The sequence below is a fragment of the Pirellulales bacterium genome (assembly GCA_035939775.1).
Taxonomy (GTDB): Bacteria; Planctomycetota; Planctomycetia; order Pirellulales; family DATAWG01; genus DASZFO01.
Map to the genome: position 1 here is coordinate 18455 of DASZFO010000142.1, position 20880 is coordinate 39334.

Annotated in this window: 17 protein-coding genes; 8 read left to right on the forward strand and 9 right to left on the reverse strand. The window is 61.3% G+C overall.

What is annotated here, in order from left to right:
- Positions 1-172: 172 nt before the first annotated feature.
- The 3 genes from VGY55_09415 to VGY55_09425 all read left to right on the forward strand — a co-directional run bounded on the left by VGY55_09415 (position 173) and on the right by VGY55_09425 (position 3391).
- A complete protein-coding gene (locus VGY55_09415) occupies positions 173-1309 on the forward strand; it encodes a metal ABC transporter substrate-binding protein (GenBank protein ID HEV2970196.1) in 1137 nt (378 codons plus the stop codon).
- A 137-nt stretch (positions 1310-1446) separates the two neighbouring features.
- Positions 1447-2376: a metal ABC transporter ATP-binding protein gene (locus tag VGY55_09420; GenBank protein ID HEV2970197.1), complete on the forward strand. Its 930-nt coding sequence runs from the start codon at positions 1447-1449 to the stop codon at positions 2374-2376.
- A gap of 112 nt (positions 2377-2488) precedes the next feature.
- Positions 2489-3391, forward strand: coding sequence for a metal ABC transporter permease (locus VGY55_09425; GenBank protein ID HEV2970198.1), 903 nt, complete (start codon positions 2489-2491; stop codon positions 3389-3391).
- On the opposite strand, the gene VGY55_09430 is transcribed toward VGY55_09425, so the two are convergent.
- Both VGY55_09430 and VGY55_09435 read right to left on the reverse strand, forming a co-directional pair.
- Positions 3378-4061 carry a hypothetical protein gene (locus VGY55_09430; protein ID HEV2970199.1) on the reverse strand — a complete coding sequence of 228 codons (684 nt, stop codon included), beginning with the start codon at positions 4059-4061 and terminating at the stop codon, positions 3378-3380. The genes VGY55_09425 and VGY55_09430 overlap by 14 nt on opposite strands.
- Before the next feature lie 108 nt (positions 4062-4169).
- Positions 4170-5780 carry a PAS domain S-box protein gene (locus tag VGY55_09435; GenBank protein ID HEV2970200.1) on the reverse strand — a complete coding sequence of 537 codons (1611 nt, stop codon included), beginning with the start codon at positions 5778-5780 and terminating at the stop codon, positions 4170-4172.
- A gap of 436 nt (positions 5781-6216) precedes the next feature.
- Here VGY55_09435 and VGY55_09440 point away from each other — a divergent pair, with 436 nt between their 5' ends.
- Both VGY55_09440 and VGY55_09445 read left to right on the forward strand, forming a co-directional pair.
- The gene (locus VGY55_09440; protein HEV2970201.1) at positions 6217-6621 is read left to right on the forward strand and encodes a bifunctional nuclease family protein; all 405 of its coding nucleotides are present in this window, start codon (positions 6217-6219) and stop codon (positions 6619-6621) included.
- 165 nt (positions 6622-6786) lie between these two features.
- Positions 6787-6975 carry a DUF6800 family protein gene (locus tag VGY55_09445; GenBank protein HEV2970202.1) on the forward strand — a complete coding sequence of 63 codons (189 nt, stop codon included), beginning with the start codon at positions 6787-6789 and terminating at the stop codon, positions 6973-6975.
- A 25-nt stretch (positions 6976-7000) separates the two neighbouring features.
- On the opposite strand, the gene clpB is transcribed toward VGY55_09445, so the two are convergent.
- Positions 7001-9682 (reverse strand): ATP-dependent chaperone ClpB, encoded by a 2682-nt coding sequence (clpB, locus tag VGY55_09450; GenBank protein HEV2970203.1) that lies wholly within the window; start codon positions 9680-9682, stop codon positions 7001-7003.
- 109 nt (positions 9683-9791) lie between these two features.
- A complete protein-coding gene (gene dnaK, locus VGY55_09455) occupies positions 9792-11711 on the reverse strand; it encodes a molecular chaperone DnaK (GenBank protein ID HEV2970204.1) in 1920 nt (639 codons plus the stop codon).
- A 620-nt stretch (positions 11712-12331) separates the two neighbouring features.
- Between dnaK and pheA the strand changes: the two genes are divergently transcribed.
- The 3 genes from pheA to VGY55_09470 all read left to right on the forward strand — a co-directional run bounded on the left by pheA (position 12332) and on the right by VGY55_09470 (position 14234).
- Positions 12332-13450 carry a prephenate dehydratase gene (gene pheA, locus VGY55_09460; GenBank protein HEV2970205.1) on the forward strand — a complete coding sequence of 373 codons (1119 nt, stop codon included), beginning with the start codon at positions 12332-12334 and terminating at the stop codon, positions 13448-13450.
- A 315-nt stretch (positions 13451-13765) separates the two neighbouring features.
- Positions 13766-13975: a hypothetical protein gene (locus VGY55_09465; GenBank protein HEV2970206.1), complete on the forward strand. Its 210-nt coding sequence runs from the start codon at positions 13766-13768 to the stop codon at positions 13973-13975.
- A gap of 37 nt (positions 13976-14012) precedes the next feature.
- Positions 14013-14234: a hypothetical protein gene (locus VGY55_09470; protein HEV2970207.1), complete on the forward strand. Its 222-nt coding sequence runs from the start codon at positions 14013-14015 to the stop codon at positions 14232-14234.
- Between the two features lie 81 nt (positions 14235-14315).
- Here the strand turns inward: VGY55_09470 and VGY55_09475 are convergent, their stop codons facing one another.
- From VGY55_09475 to VGY55_09495, 5 genes are all read right to left on the reverse strand, one after another.
- Complete coding sequence (locus tag VGY55_09475; GenBank protein HEV2970208.1) at positions 14316-15269, reverse strand: hypothetical protein; 954 nt, start codon at positions 15267-15269, stop codon at positions 14316-14318.
- Positions 15270-15583: 314 nt separating this feature from the next.
- Positions 15584-16303, reverse strand: coding sequence for a hypothetical protein (locus VGY55_09480; protein HEV2970209.1), 720 nt, complete (start codon positions 16301-16303; stop codon positions 15584-15586).
- A 245-nt stretch (positions 16304-16548) separates the two neighbouring features.
- Entirely contained in the window at positions 16549-17064 is a 516-nt protein-coding gene (locus VGY55_09485) for a hypothetical protein (protein ID HEV2970210.1), read from the reverse strand.
- Between the two features lie 21 nt (positions 17065-17085).
- Entirely contained in the window at positions 17086-19215 is a 2130-nt protein-coding gene (locus VGY55_09490; protein HEV2970211.1) for a response regulator, read from the reverse strand.
- A 20-nt stretch (positions 19216-19235) separates the two neighbouring features.
- Positions 19236-20880: response regulator (locus VGY55_09495; GenBank protein ID HEV2970212.1), on the reverse strand; the 1645-nt coding region annotated here is incomplete at its 5' end.

Below are 20880 nucleotides of genomic sequence, written 5' to 3' on the forward strand. Positions count from 1 at the left end.
CTAACGCGACCGCCTGCAGGCTGCGCTCGACTCTCCCGGAACGGCACGGAGACCGTTCCCTACCTGCCCCCGGAACGCCGCAGGCCGTTCCCAACCGCCGCTGGACAGGTTGGCCCTGGGGACGATAGAATCTATATGCAATTGATTTGCAAATCGTCGCAGGGTTCGTCTTATGCCGGGAGAGCCTTTCGGAAAACCGCCTGCGGAGAAGGGGACAGTCCCCTTTTTTTCCGCGACCATCGCGGCGATAGTGCTCGCCAAAAAAAGGGACAGTCCCCGGCGGTTTTCGCAGTTCGCATGGGTTAGCTGCCTTGCCGCGTTTGTCGTGGCATGGTTGGGATGCGATCACGCGCCGGCGACTCAGTCGGGCAAGCCGGTGATTGCGGTGAGCATTTTTCCGGTGGCCAATCTGGTCGAGCAGTTGACCGACGGTTGGGCCGAGGTGGCGACATTGTTGCCCGCCAGCGCTTCGCCGCACGACGTTGAAATCACTCCCGATCAGATGCGGCAGGTCGCGCGGGCCGATCTGTTGGTCGTGGTCGGCATGGGGCTCGATCCGTGGGCGGAAAAGGCCGCCGAGGCCGCGGATTCCACGCGGATTCAGGTGCTCCGGTTTTCCGATCTGATCGCCGCCAGCGGTACAACGAGCCCATCCGAAAACCACTTGGGGAGAGGGGGACAGTCCCCTTTTGTTCCCGACCATCTGGCGACGGTGCCCGCTCCACAAAAGGGGACAGTCCCCGCCGGTTCTCGGGCGGCGAAGGAAGATGCCCGCAATCCACGGCCGCAGAACAACCATCTGTGGCTCGATCCCGTGCTGACGATCAAATTCGTTGAAGCACTATCGCGGCGGCTCAAAGAGCGATATTCGGAGCACGCGGCGGCAATCCAAGCGGCGGCGGACAAATTGCTTGCGGACTTGCACCAACTCGATCGCGAGTATGCCGAGCAGCTTGGCGCGGTTCGGAACCGCAAACTCATCACGTTTCACAGCGCCTTCGATCTGATTGCCGACCGATACCATCTGAAGATCCTTGTGCGATTGACGGATATCGAGCTGACTCCCGGCGGCGAGGTGACGCCAGACCGAATCCGCGAGGCGCTCGAGGCGATGCAAAAATACAAGCTCAAGGTGCTCTACGCCGAGACGGAGTTTCCCGATCAAATCATCCAGCGGCTCCACGACGAGACGGGCGTGCAAGTGCTAACGCTCGATCCGCAGGGGAATCCGGCCGTTGACGGCTATCGCACCTACCAGGAAATGATGCGCTCCAATTTGAAGACGCTGGTCAAGGGGCAGAGCGAGTGAGTGCCCGTCACACAACCGCCTGGGAGAAGGGGACAGTCCCCATTTTTTCTCCGCCGACCATCGCGGCGATCGTGTCCGCGCAAAATGGGGACGGTCCCCGGCGGTTTTGCGAGGGGCAGAGCGAGTGAGGACGACACGTGACTAGCCACGATCACGACGACGCGGAATGTGGAACATCTGCCGTGGCAGGTGGAACATCTGCCGTGGCAGGTGGAACATCCGCCGCGGAGGGCTGCCCGCATGGCAGCCTGGCGGAGCATCGCGCGGGGGCAGACGCGATTTGCGTCGATCACGTGAGTTACCGCTACGATTCGGCTGGTGGCCAGTCGCAGCGGCCGGCCCTGCGCGACGTGACGCTGCATATCGAGCGCGGGTGCAGCCTCGGGATCATCGGGCCAAACGGCGCCGGCAAGACCACGCTCCTCAAGATCATGCTCGGGCTGCTGGAAGGTTACTCGGGGAGCGTGCAGGTGATGAGCATGAGCCCCCCCGCCGCGTGCCGCCTGGGAGGAATCATCGGCTACGTGCCGCAGCGGCACAGTTCCGAATGGCGGGTTCCCGTGACGGTTCGGCAGGTCGTCCGCATGGGGTTGGTCGGCAAGACGGGCCTGTTCCGCCGGCACTCGCGCGACGATCGGGCTTATGTCGAGCATCTGCTGGAACGGGTCGGGATCGACCGGCTGGCCGATCGGCCGATTGGCGACCTCTCCGGCGGCCAGCAGCAGCGCTGCTTCATGGCTCGGGCGCTTGCGGCGAAACCCAAGATCCTGATCCTCGACGAGCCGCTGGTGGGCATCGACGAGGCCGGCCAGCAACAGTTCGCCGAGTTGAGCCACGACCTGCACAGGTCGCTCGATCTGACGCTCGTGATCGTCAGCCACGATATTCGGGCGATCGCCACCGGCTGCACCCGCGTCGCTTGCCTGAATCAGACGATCCACTATCACGACTCGCCCGCGGGACTGACGGAGGAAGTGCTCCGCGAGGTATTTCAACATGAGATTTCTTGGGCGCTGCGGAGAAAGGAGGGCGAGCGCGTTGATCGAGGTGACAAGGTGACGGGGTGAAAAGGTGACAAGGTGGCGTCGGTCGCCGCGCGCTCCGGTTCGCAAGCGAACCGGCTTACGATAGTCTTCGAACTGGCTCCTGCCTCCTTCCGACCTCCGACTTTCTCCTGCCATGCTCGAACGCATCTTCGATCTCTGGCGAATCCATCTATTCCGCGACGCGCTCTTCGTGGGAATCGCGTTGGGGACGGTCTGCTCGTTGCTTTCGGTGATCGTCGTGACGAAACGAATGGCCTTCATCGGTGAGGGGATCGCCCACGCGGGATTCGGCGGATTGGGGACCGCGCTCTTCCTCGGCCTGACCGGGGGCGGGATGGGGAGCGGCGGCAGTTGGAAGACCGATCTGGTCGTCCTGGCGTTTTGCCTGGCGACGGCATTTGCGATCGGGATGCTCTCTCGCCGCCGGCACGTCGAAGCGGATAGCGCAATCGGGATCTTGTTGGTGGCGGCGATGGCTTGGGGTGTGCTGCTGACCGATTTGCATCGCAACGTTCAGGGAGACGATTGGTATATCCGGCTGTTCGGCCCGGCGCGGCAACCGATCAATATCGAGTCGCTATTGTTCGGATCGTTATCGAACGTCGGACCGTACGACGTCTGGCTGGCCCTGGGCGCAGCGGCGGTGGTTCTCGGGCTCTTGGCCGCGTTCTTCAAGGAAATCGTCTTCTATGCCTTCGAAGAAACCGTGAGCCAGGTGTTTGGGGTGCGGACCCGATTGATTCATTATCTGATCCTGGCGCTGCTGTCCGTGACGATCGTGCTCACGGTGCGGCTGGCGGGGATCGTGCTCGTCACGGCACTCCTCGTGATTCCCGGGGCAACCGCGACTCTGCTTAGCCGACGGCTGGCCGGAGTGCTGATTTGGTCGTGGTGGATCGGAATGATCGGGATCATCGGCGGGCTCGTGTTGAGCCTGGAAGCGGGCAACCTCTCGACCGGCCCTTGCATCGTGGCGGTGCTCTGCGCGCAGTTTGCGCTCGCGCTGATTGTGCGATCGCCGCTCAATCGGCGGTGAGCCAGTCGAATTTCCAGAACGGGTTGCCGCAGTGTTGGCATTTCTCGCCGTTCTCGAGCAGGCTGCCGTGGCAAGAGTGGCAGTCGGCGATGCTGGGGAGCCAGGTGATCTGCCGCTTCCGCGTTTCCTCCGCCCGTGGATGGTCGCCGAAGGCCAGCGCCACCGCGATCGAGATCGCCAAGGGAAACAGCCGAAACATTACCAGCGGTGCGTGGCCCGCCTCGGGAAGCACCTGTTGCAATCGGGAGAGAAACGCCCGGCGGCGATCGTCGGCCGATCGCTCCGCATAGAATGCCAAGCGCTGCGCCACCACCGGTGCTTCGGCCATGTCGGCAAGCCGCAAGCGGGCGACCCAGCTCATGAACCAGTTGCCCTCACCAGCCAGATAGTGATTCTCGCGTGCATCGAAGGCCGCCTCGACGATTTGGTAGACCTCGATCTCGGTGTTCGTGTTCGCCTCGGTCTTGAGCACGGCGACCGGCAGGAGCATGGAATCGAAGCCGAAGGCTTTCTCGACGTCGCCGTGGACGCGGTTGAAAAACGCGTCGCGAAGCAAGCTCAAGCCGTCGCCGAGACTGTTGGTCAACCGCTCTCCATCGCCGCGATTTTCGTGCCGGTCGAATTCGGCCGCCGCCGCCGCGCGCCGCCTGGTTCGTTCTTCTGCGCTCATGGAATCACCAGCGGACGTGTCGTAATCCGCCGCGAGATGACAACTACAGTTTTTCTGCGCAGACTGCGCAAAACGGGAACGCCGGGTCGTTTTGAAACTGGCTCTAGTCTAACTCAGGTTCATCGACGGGTCGAGCATCGAAGAGCTGGCGGCGGCCGACAGGCCCATGCCGTTCTCAGGCGAATCGCCACGAGCCAACAGCGCCCGCACGAAATCGATCTTCACCGGCTTGACCAGGTGATGATTGATGCCCGCCTCTTTCGATCGCCGGCGGTCTTCCGGTTGGCCGTAGCCGGTCATGGCGATGATCTTCGTCCGGGCAAATTCCGGCTGCGCCCTCAATTGCCTGGCGACCTCGTAACCATCGATGCCCGGCAGCCCGATGTCCAAGAGAATCACGTCGGGGTGGAACGCCGTGGCCATCTCCAGGGCCGCGGGACCGTCGTGAGCGATCTGGACCTCGTGGCCATCGAGCCGCACGAGGGCGGCGAAGCTCTTCGCGGCGTAAAGATTGTCTTCCACGACTAGGACCCGATGCCGGCCGATCGGCTGATGCGAGACATCGACTGCGGCCTGCTCGGGCACGCGAGCGGCGGCCTGATTGCGAACCATCGCCGGCAGTCGAACCTCGAACTCGCTCCCTTGATCGGCGCCGCTGCTTGTCGCCGACACTCGGCCGCCGTGCAATTCCACGATTCGGCGCACGAGCGTCAGCCCGATCCCAAGCCCTCCCTCCGACCGCGCAACGGTCGGATTGGCTTGCACGAATAGATCGAACACCCGTGGAAGCATGTCGGCCGGGATGCCGATGCCGTTGTCGCTGATTCGCACGACGGCTTCGTTTCCATCCTGACCGGCAGTCAGCCGGATTTGGCCCTGCGTCTTGGTGTATTTGGCCGCGTTGTTGAGGAGATTCGTCAACACTTGCACGAGCCGCAAAACGTCGGCCTCGACCCAGATTGTTTGCGGTGGGACGACGACCGTCAGCTTATGTCCGCGAGAATCGATCAGCGGCTGGGCGGTTTCGACCGCGCGGGCGACTAGGTTGGCTAGCTCGGCCGGCTCCTTGTGCAGCTCGATGCGACCTTGCATGATTCGCGAGACGTCGAGCAATCCATCCACCAAGCGAACGAGCTGATCCACTTGGCGCTCCATGACCTCGCGGGCCCACTCGATCATGTTGCTGTCGGCCACGCCTGCCGCGAGAATCTCGAGCGCGCTTTGCAGCGGGGCCAGAGGATTGCGCAACTCGTGCGCGAGCATGGCCAGGAATTCATCCTTGCGGCGGTCGACCTCGCGCAGGTCGTGCAAGCGGTTCTGCAACTCGCGCTCGAGCTGTTTGCGATCGGAAATATCGCGGGCGATCGCGGCCGCGCCGACCACTTCGCCCTGCTCGCCCTTGACGGGCACGACGCTGATCGAGGCGTCGAATCGCGAGCCATCCTTGCGCACGCGGATCGTTTCGTAGGTTCGCACGATCTCGCCGCGTTTCAGTCGTTCGATAATCCGCGGCAGTTCATTGGCGCTTTCGGGCGGAATCAGCATGGCGATGGAATGGCCGATCGCCTCTTCGGCGGTGTAACCATAGATCCGCTCGGCGCCCGGGTTCCAAGTTTGGATCGTACCGTCGAGCGATTTGCTGATGATGGCGACTTCTTGAGATTCGACGATCGCCGTCAATCGCGATTGGGCGACGTCGCCCCGCCGTTGTTCCGCCATGATCCCCCCCCAAATCTGCTCGAGAAGCGAGTGGCGCGGTTTCCACGAACCGATAGGCATCTCGCCGTCGAGCGCTCACATCCAATTATTCAACTCTACAATACAAAAGGCCAATCCCGATGCCCTGCGAATGAGCGGTTTCCTTGGCCCTCCTAGCGTCGAATGCGGATGACACCGCTTGCGTCCGTCGTCTGACGTCGGTGAATTCCAGCAAAAGATCGTCGTCAATTCCTCGGCCTCTATCCCGGCGCATCGACGCCGTCCTATAATCGAAGATTAAGAGCTTATCCGAAAACCGCCTAGGCAAAGGGGACAGTCCCCGTTTTGCTCCGCGGACTTCGCAAAAGAGGGACAGTCCCCGGCGGTTTTCGGATAGGCTTTAAGAACGCAGTTCCGGCGGCGGTCGGTCCGCCAGTGCAGAATAAAGGATTCGGCCATGCCCGTGCAGATGGAGTTGTCGCGGATCATCATCAGCGAGATCAACGACCAACAGGTCATATATCTGAAGGAAGTCGACGGGGATCGCACGTTCCCGATCCTGATCGGCATTTTCGAGGCGACCAGCATCGATCGACGTGTGAAGCAATATCAATCGCCGCGGCCGCTGACGCACGATCTCTTGGTCAGCGCGGTGGAGCGTCTGGGTGGCGAGTTTCAGGACGTCGTGATCAGCGAACTCAAGGACCACACGTACTACGCCGTGCTGCGGATTCGGCACGAGGGGGAATTGGTCGACGTCGATGCCCGCCCGTCGGACGCCATCGCCGTGGCGGTCACGTGCGACCCGCCACTGCCGATTTATGTGTCCGAGGAAGTGCTCAACGACGTGCTCGGCGGATAGCTTTGCAGTCGGCAGGAGGCAGGCGAAGGCCGCTTGCGCGTCCTTGCCGACTGCCAACTGCCTACTTCTTCAAAGCTTCGTCCCAATTGACGGCCGGGGCTGGGACTGCTACAAAAGGGCCTCGCGGGTGCGGATCTGTTTCGACGAACGAGGGAGTTGCCAACCGTGGGTGGAATCAGCGATCGCAAGCAAGAGATCAAGCGGCGCCGCCATCGCCGCAAGAAGATGGAGCACTTCAAGCAGCGGCTGAAGAAGGCCACCATATCGGAAAAGTCGGTCATCGCGGAGAAGCTCCGCAAGATGACCCCCGGCGCCGAACTGATCATCGAGCATCTGGGCTTGCAAGCCCGATAGCGTGCCCCTCGGCCGAAGCCGCGGTTCACGTCGGCACGGTCTCGTGCTGCTCTTCGTGCTCGAAGGTGAATTCTCCGTCGCGGAAGTCGATTCGCACCAGGCTCCCTTCCGGAAAACTTCCTTTGAGAATCTCCGTCGCCAATGGGTTTTGCACCTGCTGCTGAATGATCCGCTTCAACGGGCGAGCGCCAAACGTCGGGTCGTAGCCACGGCGGGCAATCTCGTCCAGCGCCGCTTCGGTCACGTCCAGCGCCAGGCCCGCCTGTTGTAATTGCTGCGTGAGCCGGTCGATCTGAATCTCGACGATCAAACGAATCTGCTTTTCCTTGAGCGGCCGGAAAATGATCGTTTCGTCAACGCGATTCAAGAATTCCGGCAGAAAGCGCTCCTGCAGGGCCTCTTTGATCGCCGTGCGGACCTCTTCCTCGCTCCCTCCCTCGCGCGTGATCTCTTGGATCATTTGGCTGCCGATGTTCGAGGTCATCACGATGATTGTGTTCGTGAAATCGACAGTGTGGCCGTGGTTGTCGGAAAGCCGGCCGTCGTCGAGCACCTGCAATAGGATATTGAACACATCGCGATGGGCTTTTTCGATTTCGTCCAAGAGCACGACCGAATAGGGCCGGCGGCGGACCGCTTCGGTGAGCCGGCCTCCTTCCTCATAGCCAACGTAGCCGGGCGGCGCGCCGATCAAGCGGCTCACCGTGTGACGCTCCATGAACTCGCTCATATCGAGCCGGATGATCGCCCGCTCGGTGTCGAAGAGCACTTCGGCCAGGGCTTTGCAAAGTTCCGTCTTGCCGACGCCCGTCGGACCCAAAAAGATGAACGCGCCGATCGGCCGGTGCGGGTCTTGCAGGCCGGAGCGGCTGCGGCGGACGGCATTGGCGACCGCCTCGACGGCCTCGTCCTGACCGACGACCCGCTGGTGCAGCCGTTCTTCAAGCACCAGCAGCTTCGCCCGCTCAGTTTCTATGAGCCGGGTAAGCGGAATGCCGGTCCAGGCGCTGACGACCTCGGCAATCTCCTCGGGGCCGACCTCTTGCCGTAGCAGCCGCCGGCCTTTGGAAGCCTGTTCCGCGGCCGGGCCGCGCAGTGGTTCCTTTTCGGCGGACTCAGTGGCGTCGATCTTTCTCTGAAGCTGCTTGCGCTGGGTGTCGAGTTGGTATAGCTCGTGATAGAGCCGCTCATCGACCGGCTGGCCGCGCGATTGTAGCTCCTTTATTTCGACCTCTTTGTGAGAATAACCGCGATCGACTTGATCGAGCTGTGTCTTCAAGTCTTGCACGTTCCCCATCCCGGCTTTTTCCGCTTCCCACTGCTCGCGAAGGCTGGCCAACTTGTGGCGCAACGATTTCATCCCGTTTTCGATTTCGCTCAACCGGTCGCGGGCGTGCTCCTCTGTTTCGTCGGCCAACTGCCGGGCGGCCAGCTCGAGCTGAACTAACCGTCGCTGGACTTCGTCGATCTCGGAGGGCACGCTCTCCAGCTCCATCGCCAGGCGGCTGGCGGACTCGTCCACCAGATCGATGGCCTTGTCGGGAAGAAAGCGGTCGGTGATGTAGCGATGCGAGAGCTTCGCAGCCGCGACCAGCGCCGAATCCTTGATCTTCACGCCGCGATGGTGCGCTTCGTAGCGGGCCTTCAAGCCGCGGAGGATCGCGATCGTATCTTCAACCGACGGTTCGTTCACATAGATCGGCTGGAAGCGCCGTTCCAGCGCGGCGTCCTTTTCGATGTGCTTGCGATATTCGTCAAGCGTCGTGGCACCGATGCAATGCAGGTCGCCGCGGGCCAGGGCCGGTTTGAGCAGATTGGCCGCGTCGCTGGCCCCTTCGGCCGCGCCGGCGCCGATCACCGTGTGAAGTTCGTCGATGAAGAGGATGATGTTGCCGCTGGCCGCCTCGACTTCGCGAAGCACCGCCTTGAGCCGGTCCTCGAACTCGCCCCGATACTTGGTGCCGGCGATCAGAGCGCCCATGTCGAGCGCGACCACCCGCTTGTTTTTCAGGCTTTGCGGCACGTCTCCCTGGACGATCCGCAGGGCCAGACCTTCGGCAATGGCCGTCTTGCCGACTCCCGGCTCGCCGATGAGCACCGGATTGTTCTTACGTCGACGCGAGAGGACTTGGATCACGCGGCGGATTTCCTGATCGCGGCCGATCACCGGATCGAGCTTTCCCTGGTTGGCCCGCTCGACCAGGTCGATCCCGTAGCGCTTCAGGGCCTGAAACTTTTCCTCGGGGCTTTGATCGGTCACGCGCGCCGAGCCGCGAATGCTCCGCAAAGCCTGGAGCAATTCCTTCTCGCCGACCGCGTTGAGCTTGAGTACCTTCTTGGCTTTCGATTCGACTTTCGCCAATGCCAACAGTAGATGCTCCGTCGAGACGAACTCGTCTTTCATCCCGTCCGCCTCGCGCTGGGCGGCCTCGAACACTTGCCCCAAATCCGGCGCGGGCTGCGGCGAAGCCCCACCGGAAATCTTGGGGAAGTGGTTCAGCTCAGCTTCGACAATCCGATTGAGTTGGTCGCGATTCACTCCGATCTTGTCGAGAATCGGGCGGACCGCTCCTTCTCCTTCGGCCAATAGCGCGCCCAAGAGATGCAGCGGATCGATCTGCGGATTGCCACAATCGGCGGCGAACTGTTGCGCTCGCTGCACCGCCTCTTGGGCCTTGATCGTGAATTTGTCGAAGCGAAATGCCATGAAATCGATTTACGCGATACGACGAAACGAACCGGAGCAAACGCAGCAGACAAACAACGAATTCAGATCTTCGTTTCCTCTGCGATCTCCTGTTCTCATTCCGTTGTTCTCATTCTTTAACCTCGAACTCCGCGTCGATCGCCTCTTCTTCCGGTTTGCCCGTTTTGCCTGCGCCGTCGCTACCGGTGGGGCCAGCGCCAGGAGTTGGGCCGGCGGCGCGGGCGCCCGCTTCGTAGAGCGTCTTACTAAAGGCGTGCGAGGCTTGCTCCAGCTCATCGACGGCCGACTTGATCGCGTCGGGATTGTCGCTCGTGGCCACTTCCCGGACCTTCTTGATCGCGGCTTCGAGCGGTCCCCGATCGGCGTCGGAAATCTTGTCCTTATGCTCCTTCATCAGCTTTTCAAGCTGGAAGCACATCGAGTCGGCCTTGTTGCGCAGTTCCGCCAGGTTTCGTTTCCGCTGGTCTTCGGCGGCATGCTCTTCGGCCTCCTTGCGGCGACGTTCGATTTCTTCCGGCGTCAGACCGCTCGATTGCTCGATCCGCACGGTCTGTTCCTTCCCCGTACCAAGGTCTTTCGCGGAGACATTGAGGATTCCGTTCGCGTCGATGTCGAACTTCACCTCGATCTGCGGAATGCCGCGCGGGGCCGGCGGAATCCCTTCCAGATTGAATTGGCCGAGCAAACGGTTATCGCGGGCCATTGGCCGTTCGCCTTGGAACACGCTCACGGTCACGGCCATTTGACTATCGGCCGCCGTGCTGAAGACTTGCTTCCGCTCGGTCGGCACGGTCGTGTTGCGCTCGACGAGCTTCGTGAAAATGCCCCCTTCGGTCTCGATTCCGAGCGAAAGCGGAGTGACGTCAAGGAGCAGCACATCTTGCACCTCGCCCGCCAACACGCCCCCTTGAATCGCCGCCCCTACGGCCACGACCTCGTCGGGATTCACTCCCTTGTGCGGGTCCTTGCCGAACATCTGCTTGACAAGTTCCTGCACCTTGGGCATCCTCGTCGAACCGCCGACGAGCACGACTTCGTCGATGTCTTTCGGCTGGAGCTTGGCGTCTTTCAGCGCTTGATTGACCGGGCCGCGGCAGCGCTCGATTAAGTGATCGACTAACTGCTCGAACTTCGAGCGGGTGACGTTCATTTGCAAATGCTTCGGGCCGCTGGCGTCGGCCGTGATAAACGGCAGGTTGATGTCGGTCGAGCTGGCCGAGCTGAGTTCCTTCTTGGCCTTTTCGCAGGCCTCTTGGAGCCGCTGCAAGGCCATCGTATCCTTGCGGAGATCAATTCCGTTTTCCTTCTTGAACTCGTCGGCCACGTGGTCGATCAGCACGTGGTCGAAATCGTCGCCGCCGAGGTGCGTGTCGCCATTCGTGCTGATCACGCGGAAGACGCCTTCGGCCACTTCCAGTACAGAAACGTCGAATGTTCCGCCCCCCAAGTCGAACACGACGATCTTCTCGTGCTCTTTCTTGTCGAGGCCATAGGCGAGCGCGGCCGCGGTCGGCTCGTTGATGATTCGGGCGACCTCGAGCCCGGCGATCTCGCCGGCGTCCTTGGTGGCCTGCCGCTGGGCATCGTTGAAGTAGGCAGGTACGGTGATCACGGCCTTGTTCACCTTGTGCCCGAGATACGCTTCGGCCGCTTCCTTCAGCTTGCGAAGGATCTTTGCCGAGATTTCCGGGGGCGTGAGATCCTTGTCGCCGACGTGGACTTTGACGTAGTCGTTCGCGCCACCCGTCACTTGATAAGGGACGATCTTCTCCTCACTGGTCACCTCGCCATGACGCCGGCCCATGAAACGCTTGATCGAGGAAATGGTCCGCTTGGGATTAGTGACCGCCTGCCGGCGGGCCAAATCGCCGACCAGGACGTCCCCTTTATCGGTGAAGGCCACGACGCTGGGCGTGAGCCGGTTCCCTTCTTGGTTCGGGATCACCTTGGACTCTTTGCCTTCCATGACCGCCACCACCGAGTTCGTGGTCCCCAAGTCGATGCCGATGATCTTTTCGCCTTGAACCATTTCTATCTCCTTTGAGCGTTTCGGAAATTCGATCGGCTTGCCGCCGATTCGATAAGGTTTGTTATTTCGAAACCAGGGCCGATGTTGGCCAAGTTCGATGTTAATTCGCAGATGAAAGGGCCAGCGCGCACTCCCAAAGCCGGCCGCTGGATCCGGCCAACCGCTTTTTAAGCAAAGGTCATGCCGCCAATAGACCGCGATGCCTTCCTGAGATAAGCCCTGACCTTGCAAGGCGTTACAATAGCGACTCGGCAACTGATCGCGGCGACTATCGTTAGAGCGGCACGAACTTCCTGCCATTTTGACACACGACGCGATCCAAGCGCCGATTGATGGCAGAATTGCCGTCCACCCGTTGCAGCTACGACGCCGGTTGTACGGCGCTCGTAGAGTTGAATAACTAGACGGTGCCGATGCAAGAGCCAGCCCATGCCTGCGCTTCTTGCGGACGGCCATAACTTGAGTTCCCATACGCCATCCAACTAGGTCTTCCCCGCGCTTGACAGTCGTATCTGGCGGCATTACAAGGGGATTCGCCGGTTCGCGCTCCATATCACACGCCTCTATCCCTCTTCTCTCGCCCCAAACTCCGGGGCCGTAAGGCAATCAAACGATCCATCATGGCAAAGGTGAAACCTTCCGAAAAAGGAGCCAAGGGATTGTCGAAAGCTCCGACTGTGGCCGGACTGCGAAACAAGATCGATCGGATTGATCGGCAGTTAGTGCTGTTCATGAACCAGCGCGCCAAGCTGGCCAATCGCATCGGCCACATCAAGGATTCGGTCGGCCAAGACGCCTACGACCCGGCGCGCGAAGAGGAAGTCATCGCGCGGGTGCTGACGTTCAACAAGGGACCGCTTCCGGATTGCAGCTTGCGATCGGTCTTTCGCGAGTTGATCAGCGGATCGCGGGCTTTGGAAAAGAAACTTCGCGTGGCATATCTCGGCCCGGCCTATAGCTACACGCATCTGGCCGCCATCCAGCGATTTGGACAGGCCGTCGAGCTGGTGCCCGTCGGAACGATCGCCGCGGTGTTCGAGGAAGTCAATCGCGGGCATGCGAACTATGGCCTCGTGCCGATCGAGAACTCGACCGACGGGCGAATCACCGACACGCTCGACATGTTCACACGGCTGCCGGCCAAGATTTGCGGCGAAGTGCAATTGCACATCCATCATCATCTGCTTGGCCGCTGCGCCCGAGCCGACGTGCAGGAGGTTTACAGCAAGCCCCAGGCCCTCTCGCAGTGCCGCAACTGGCTCGCGAAACATCTGCCGACCGCCCGAACCGTCGAAGTCACGAGCACCTCCACGGCCGCGCAAATAGCCCAAGACAAACCGGGCGCCGCCGCGATCGCCAGCGTCCAGGCTGGCGTGCATTTCGGCTTGAATGTGTTGGCCGAGAACATCGAGGACAATGCCGGCAATCTGACTCGATTCGCCGTGATCGGGAATCACTCCGGGCAGCGAACCGGCAGCGACAAGACGGCGATCATGTTCGAGATCGAGCACAAGCCCGGCTCCCTGGCCGACGCCTTGGCCATCTTCAAGCGCAACCGCCGAAACCTGACTTGGATCGAATCGTTTCCAATCGCCCGGCCCGAAGGGGGCTACCTCTTTTTCGTCGAGGTCGAAGGGCACCAGCACGAACCGAAGCTAGTGCGCGCGATCGAAGCGCTACAACGCCGCTGCGTGCGGCTAGTCATCCTCGGCTCGTATGCCAAGACCGCGCCGGTGTAGTGGGAGCGGCCGATGTCGGCAGGAGGCAGTAGGCAGGAAGCCCTTGGCGGTCGTAGTCCGCAATTTCGCCACGCCGCTCGCGGCGGGATGGCCACGCCAAAAGTCAATCGTTAGCCGGTTCGCTTGCGAACCGAAGTACCTGTCAAACCGGGAGCGCAGACCGAACGACGCGACTCAAATCAAGCAAAGTGACAAACGCGGTGCGTGAGATGGATTTCGCCCCGTTTTCGAGCTTGATTCTCGCGACTAGACGAACAAGAATTGATGCGCCCCTTGAAATCACAGCGGCCAGCTATGCCCCAACAATTCTAGACCATGAACGAGATCATCTTTCTCATCGAAGACGCTGCCGAAGGGGGATTTACTGCCCGCGCCCTCGGCGAGTCGATCTTCACCGCGCCGGACACGATGGACGAACTGCGGCTAAATATCCGCGAAGCCGTCGATTGCCACTTTGAAAACGGTCAGGGGCCAAACGTCGTTGGAGTACAGGCTTTAGCCTGCCGGCGGCAGCCTGAAGCCTGAACTCCAACGGATCGACGCCAACGAAACGCTTGACGCCGTGGCGTGGCTTTCAGTTCGGCGCGCGGGCAATGGCCTTGCCGTCAAGGAAGGCTACGCGGTGAGCCAGTTTCTCTCCAGCGCCGCCAAAGACGAGCTGGCGGTAATCCTGACGATGAATCGCCAGCGCCATGAAGCCGCAGCCGGTCGCCGCGCTAATTTCGAGAAGTATCTTGCCGCCGTTCCAGACGTCGCGCTACCGGAGAACGACCGTTTCGACTAGTTCGAATGCGTCAGATGGCGTCAACCGCGGGCCGGGAAAAACAATGGAAATGAGGTTGGAGAGACCAAACATCAACTCAAGCTAGCGCCGTGGGGCCCGCTTGATCTCAGACACGGCCCAAGTCATCGCGTCAAAGAAGGCACTCAGCCCTGCCTCATTGGCGAGAACTTCGGACGGAAACTCGGGGTAGGCCGTGATGTTCTTCAGGATCAAGCCATGCGCTCGCTGAAGGCGATTCCTAAACTCGTCGCGAATGGCGTCCGCGTCAAATGGTGGGCGGCTCATTAAGTGACCGAAGTTCACGACGATGCTTCCCCAAGAATAGAACGCAAACGGACTGGTTCTTGCGCCGCCGTGATCGAAGTCGGCAGTGAATGTCGCCGTCTTGCCGCCGGTTCCCCACCGAGCCTCGCCGCCATTTTTCCTCAACCAGGAAAGAATCCTTTGCGCGATTTCAACTTGCCGATCGCCTTTCTTCTCTCGAAGTTGCTTAAGGAATGATGCCTCGTCCCATACATGATGACCCAACGGCTTCTTGATTTCCGCCTCGGTTGTCTGGCCGAACAGGCGAGGCACCAACGTCCTCATGCCCTTGCCCACGAACTGGCGGACTTCAATGGCCAAAACCACGGCTGGGTCCATTTGTTTGTTCAGGAACTCAACGATCCGTCGCAGTTCTTCAGGAATGATGTCCGCCACGAATATCATCCGAATGCGACCGGCTTGCAGATTCGTCTTGGTCTTCTGCCAAAACGCTTCTTCGTCTCCGTCCGGCCGAATGAACTCCTGGATCACTTGCTCGGCGCTATGACCATTGGACACACAACGAGTCTTGAACTCGGCACGGATCTGCTCAACAGGCCAATAGACAACGGCGTTGGCAGCATAGTCGAGCATCTGCCCAACGACTTCACGCCGAATACGAGTGTCGTTGCTCCGCTTGACTTCGACCAAGGTGGGAATCCCGTCCTGGTCCAGAAAAAGATGGTCGAGCGACCAGCGGCCTGAACCGCCTTCCTCATCGGGGATGCCCATTTCCCGCTTTACTAGGAGCCAGCGACGAGGCGAGGTCGGCGCGATCTGATCGCCGACGAGGAGGTTGGGGTATTTGGCAAGCAAATCTTGCAGGTGGTCCTCGGTGATATATGCCTGTTCGTTCATCTCGACGAGTTGGCCGTCGTCTTGGAGCAGAAAAATGCCAGCCATGTTTGTCTCCAGTCGCAAACGGATTGAACTTCACCATTTCACAACTGCAACCTTCCCAGCTCCAACTACGATCAACCCCACTCGGAAAACCAAATGAAACGGAGTCATTAGATTGGGCCGCATCATAACTCGCGGACAGGCTCCTACAGCTTCGCCCTAGCCTCATCCGGCACCTCGATCTTGGTCGAGCCGACGGATTTGATTTCCGTCGTGGTCGTGCGGTCGGTGGTGCGGTCCTTGCCGTTGGAGCTGAGCGTGCCTTGCACGTGAACTTGCATCTTGGTAAGACGCCCGTCGCTAATCCAGCACTTCAGCGAGCCGTTGGGGTTCTTGACTTCAATCTTTAAGGGGTCGGGATTGTCGGCGCGACGCCGAAAGTTGAGCAGCAGTTGCTTGGCCGCGTCGGGACTGAGATCCGCGGAGTATTCGTCGCCGGATTTCTGCACGGCCTCGAGCCTGTCGCAAAGGTCTTTGGCCTGCTCAGCGGGGCTCTTGAAGTTTCGGATCGTCGACAGAAGAAATCGCTCGGGTCCGAAAGCGTCTCCCTCTTCGTCGGCGCTCCGCTCCAGGTCGGCGGTGGAAGCCCAGCCGGCGGCCCCTTTGGCGGCGGCCTTGTCGCCTATAATGATCAAGCCGTACGCATCATCGCCGTAATTGATCGTCAAGCTGACCGGACCGTCCTTCTCAATCCGCCCCTCGATCTTTCGGCCGGCAAAGCCTCCGTCGACGGTCGACGACCAACTGTAGTTGGCGCTGTCGGCGAGCTGCTTGATCGCGGATTGGAGGTCGTCCTTTGGCCCCGCGCCCATTTCCGACGCGAGGACGACGACGGCAACTATGCGGAGCAACGAGTGCCGAAACATCAGGAATCTCCTCTGGGATTCAAGGGTGGTTTCATTCTAACACGAGTTCGACGGAACGACAGCCGCAAGGTTATTAGCGCGTTTGGATTCCACGATGGCGAGTAACGTCGGTCGGCAAGCCGGCACTGGCCGACGTTGCTGGCCAGTGCCACATCCCGTTCCGCCGCGGCGGACTGGCCAGTGGCGCTCCCAGCTTCGCCAGCGTACCACTGGTTTCCCGGCCCCGAGTCGATGGTGGATCGCGGTCAGCCGCCGGCATCCGGCAAGAATACGAGCGAGATCAAGGTTTGGTTGTCAGCCGCCAGGCGATTGAGCGTGACGACGAGGGTGTAATCGGGGTTCTTGACGACATACGCGCGCGTCGAGATCGGCCGCACGGTGGCTTCCTTGGAACCCTCTTTGCCGGGACGAATTCCATCCTGAAAGGCACTCTGCTGCTCTTGGCCGCGCGTGCCAGAAACTTTGCCTGTCGCGGGCCACGGCACGTCGGCCACGCCGTTGCCGCTCGCCCGATCGATCGCCAGCTCGCGGCGATACCAGTCGTCCACTTTGGTCAATTCGTCCGGAGTGGCGAGGACGAATTGACAAATCGTTCCCTGATTGTGTTGCTCGAATCGCTGAGCGCCGGGATACTCGAAAGCGGCCAAGTGATCGGCCGTGGCCTTTTGAAGATCGGCTTTACCGGAATCACTATCGGCCACCGCCGCGCCGCCCGCGGCCAGGCAAGCGCCAACGAGCGTCGCTCCAAGCAACATCCTCATTCGAAACTCACTTTTCGTTCGTCAAGTTGCCCCCGCGGCCGGCTGCGAGGCGCGGAGAAGTTCCTCGAGGGCTCGCAGCCCGACGGGCTTGACCAAGTGTACGTCGAAGCCGGCATCGAGCGAGCGGCGGCGGTCTTCCGCTTGGCCGTAGCCGGTCATGGCGACGAGCAATAGTTCGTCGCTCCCCGGCCGTTGGCGAATTGCCCGGGCGACTTCATGGCCGGACATTCCGGGCAACCCGATGTCGATGAGCATGACTTCCGGCTGAACGGCATCGACCGCGCGCAGCGCCGCGGGCCCATCGTGGCAAAGATGCACGTCGTGCCCTAGCGAGCGAAGCAAGACGGCCGTCATCGTGCCCAGGTCGACATTGTCGTCGACCAACACGACGCGGCGGCCATGCCCGTTCGTGGCGGCGCCGTTCGCGGGCGCAGAATCGGCCGGTGCATCCTCTTTGTCCACAGGCACGACGACCGGCAAGCGCACGACAAACTCGCTCCCCTGCCCGGGCCCTCGGCTGGCCGCGGAAACCTCGCCGCCGTGCAGCGTCACCAGGTTCCGCACCAAAGTCAGCCCGATGCCGAGTCCTCCCTGCGAATGATCGAGCGTCCGGTCTCCTTGCGCGAAGAGATCGAAAATCTTCGGCAGCAGGTCCGCGGAGATTCCGGCCCCGGTGTCTTTCACCCGAATCGCCACTTGCTCACCTTCCAATTCGGCGGCCATTTCGATCCGGCCTCCGGGGTCGGTGTATTTGGCGGCGTTGTGCAGCAAATTGCCGACCACCTGCTCCAACCGCGTCGGGTCGCCCTTGAGATAAACCGCGGTCTCCGGCAGCGAGACGGAGAGGTCGTGGCCACGCGCAGCGACCAAGGGGCGCACACCGCTCACGGCCCGGTCGATCATCGATTTCAACTCGACCGTTTCCGCGCGAAGGCGGATCTTGCCGCGCGTGATCCGCGAGACGTCGAGCAGATCATCGACAAGGCGAATGACATGCTGCACTTGCCGCTTCAAAATGGACCGCGCCTCGTCGACGAGCGCCTGCGAATCGGCGCCGACCTCCAGGCACTGCAAGGCGTTCGAGATGGCTGCAATCGGGTTGCGTAGCTCGTGGCTAAGCGTCGCGAGAAACTCGTCTTTGCGGCGATCTCCCTCTTGGACCTCGCGAAACAGATTCGCATTGTCGATCGCGATCGCGATCCGCCCGGCCAGATCCTCGGCCAGAGAGACGTCGAGCGGCGCATAAACGCTTCCTTCGCGGGTCCGCGCCAGCGACAGAGTGCCCAGAACCTTTCCGCGCGCGATCAGCGGCAGCACGAGCGCAGCCGCGATCCTCGGCGCTGGAGCCGCTCCGTTGCCCGCGTCCGGTCCGCCCGCCGGTGACTCGCCAAGAAACGATGGCGCCAAGCGTTCGGTTTTCCCGGTTTGCATGACGTGCCGCGAACAGGCGTCGAGAACGGAACCGAAGGGGCAGGCGCTCGCGGAATGCAGCGCCGCCTCGATCTGGTCGTCGGCGCACGCCACCTGTGCCGGATTCGTTCGGTTCGCGCCCGCCATCCGCAGTACACTGATGTCCGCCAGCGATGGAATAGGCAATCGCGCGGAGTGGGCGAGCGTCGCGTCATAATCGAGCGAAGTGGCGAGGATCGTGCTGGCGTCGGCCAAAAACGCGGATCGCTTGGTCGCCGCTTCGGCCGCGGCGCGGGCGGCTTGCTCGTGCGCGATGGCCACTTGCTGCTCCGCCTGCCGCTTCACCAGCTCCGTCTTCCTATAAAGATCGACGAACACCGCGACCTTGGCCCGCAGGACCTCGGGCACCACCGGGGTCAGAATGTAGTCGACCGCTCCCAGCGAATAGCCGCGCGAGACGTGCGTTTCATCGCTGAAGCCGGTGATGAAGATGATCGGCGTGTGCTCCGATTTTTTCCGCTGCCGGATCATGGCCGCGGTCTCGAAGCCGTCCATCTCCGGCATGTTCACGTCGAGCAGGATCAGCGCGAAGTCTTGATACAGCAAGCGGCGCAAGGCCTCGCGTCCGGAACCGACGCTGACGATGTTCTGCCCCAGGTCCTCGAGAATCGCCTCGATGGCGATGAGCTTCTCGGGCACGTCGTCGACCACCAGGATATTGATACGGTCGTCCGCTTTCATTCAGCATTCATCAGTTAGCGTCAGCGGCAGAGCCATGCGCGCAGCACGCGCATCATCTGCTCGGAATCGATGGGCTTGGAAAGATAATCCCAGGCCCCGGCCTCGATGCACTTCTCCCGATCTCCCTTCATGGCCTTCGCGGTGACAGCCACGATTGGCAAGTTCTTGAATTGCGGCAATCGCCGAATGGCCCGCATCGTATCCAAGCCGTCCATTTCGGGCATCATGATGTCCATGAGCACGATGTCGATGTCCGGGGTGGATTGCAGGATTTCAATCGCCGCCCGTCCCGTCTCCGCCGATTCGATCGCCATTTGATGGCGTTCGAGCACGCTGGTGATGGCGAAGATATTGCGGATGTCGTCGTCGACGACCAGCACCTTCTTGTTCGCGAGCACGGCGCTGTTCGGATGCAGATCGTCGAGCATGATACGGTGCGGTTCAGGCATTTTTGCCACGGGCCGGTGCAAGTGGAGCGATGTTCGGTCGAGCAACTCGGCCGGTGACGCGACCCGCTTGACCACCATCCCTTGCATCAGCCGCTTCAACTGCACGTCGAGTTCCGGCGGCAGCTCCCGAGGTGAATAGATGACGACGGGAACGGTCGCGTCGGGCCACATCGCACCGGCTTGCTCGGCGAATTTCAAGATGCCTTCGTCCAGCGCGACCGGTTGCAACACGACACAATCGAAGCGCCGCCGCCTTAGGAGTTCAAGCGCCTCATCGACCGATTCGGTCACGGTCGTTTCCGTATCGTCGCTGGCGACCAGATCGAGCACCGCTTGCCGTTCGGCGGATTGAGGCGCCACGAAAAGAAGCTGTCGGTTGGAATGATCGACGAACGTTTTAATTTTGTCGAAGGCCTGGTCCAAGGCCTCCTTGGTCTTGATCGGCTTGGCCAGAACGCCCATCGCCCCCATTTGCAGGCAACTCGCCCCCTCTTCATCGGTCGAGATGATGTAAACCGGAATGTGCCGCATGGCGGGATCGTTCTTCATCCGGTCGAGCACGCGATAGCCGCTGATATCGGGCAGACGGATGTCGAGCGTGATCGCGTCGGGCTTGTACTCGCGCGCCAGTGCGGGAGCGGCGGCGCCCGACGATGTCACCAAGCCCTTGAAGCCCTTTTCCCGCGCCAAATCCAAGAGGATTCGCGAGAACCCTTCGTCGTTGTCCACGATCAACATCACCCGATCGCCGGTCTGAATCTTATCGCGATCGTCGCCCACCTCGTCGGCGACCGAGGTCGCTTCGACAAACGGCTCGGGCGCGGCTTCGACGGCCGTCGCGGGCAAAGCTTGCGCTTCAGCCGGAAGGCTCGCCGGCTTGCGCGCTAGCTTTTGCGGCGCGTAGACCTGCGGGAGGTACATCGTGAATGTGCTGCCGGCGCCGGGAGCGCTGATCAAGCGGATTTCGCCTCCCAGCAAACGGGCAATCTCACGGCTGATCGCCAGCCCCAAGCCCGTGCCGCCGTACTTGCGGCTGGTGCTGCCATCGGCCTGCTGGAACGCCTCGAAGATGATCTGTTGCTTGTCCGGCGGAATGCCGATACCGGTGTCGCTGACGGAAATCGCCAGCACGTTGCGGGCCCGGCTGAGCGTTTCGTGCTCGGGGCTCCAGCCGCCGGCCGCCGGACCAATGAGCAGCTCGACCCGGCCCTCGCGC

Excerpts from the sequence above, each read along its gene's own strand:
- VGY55_09415 (HEV2970196.1), top strand. The coding sequence starts at position 173 with ATGCCGGGAGAGCCTTTCGGAAAACCGCCTGCGGAGAAGGGGACAGTC.
- VGY55_09475 (HEV2970208.1), bottom strand. The coding sequence starts at position 15,269 with ATGGGCATCCCCGATGAGGAAGGCGGTTCAGGCCGCTGGTCGCTCGAC.
- VGY55_09430 (HEV2970199.1), bottom strand. The coding sequence starts at position 4,061 with ATGAGCGCAGAAGAACGAACCAGGCGGCGCGCGGCGGCGGCGGCCGAA.
- pheA (HEV2970205.1), top strand. The coding sequence starts at position 12,332 with ATGGCAAAGGTGAAACCTTCCGAAAAAGGAGCCAAGGGATTGTCGAAA.
- VGY55_09425 (HEV2970198.1), top strand. The coding sequence starts at position 2,489 with ATGCTCGAACGCATCTTCGATCTCTGGCGAATCCATCTATTCCGCGAC.
- VGY55_09440 (HEV2970201.1), top strand. The coding sequence starts at position 6,217 with ATGCCCGTGCAGATGGAGTTGTCGCGGATCATCATCAGCGAGATCAAC.
- VGY55_09435 (HEV2970200.1), bottom strand. The coding sequence starts at position 5,780 with ATGGCGGAACAACGGCGGGGCGACGTCGCCCAATCGCGATTGACGGCG.
- VGY55_09490 (HEV2970211.1), bottom strand. The coding sequence starts at position 19,215 with ATGAAAGCGGACGACCGTATCAATATCCTGGTGGTCGACGACGTGCCC.
- VGY55_09465 (HEV2970206.1), top strand. The coding sequence starts at position 13,766 with ATGAACGAGATCATCTTTCTCATCGAAGACGCTGCCGAAGGGGGATTT.
- clpB (HEV2970203.1), bottom strand. The coding sequence starts at position 9,682 with ATGGCATTTCGCTTCGACAAATTCACGATCAAGGCCCAAGAGGCGGTG.
- dnaK (HEV2970204.1), bottom strand. The coding sequence starts at position 11,711 with ATGGTTCAAGGCGAAAAGATCATCGGCATCGACTTGGGGACCACGAAC.
- VGY55_09480 (HEV2970209.1), bottom strand. The coding sequence starts at position 16,303 with ATGTTTCGGCACTCGTTGCTCCGCATAGTTGCCGTCGTCGTCCTCGCG.
- VGY55_09485 (HEV2970210.1), bottom strand. The coding sequence starts at position 17,064 with ATGAGGATGTTGCTTGGAGCGACGCTCGTTGGCGCTTGCCTGGCCGCG.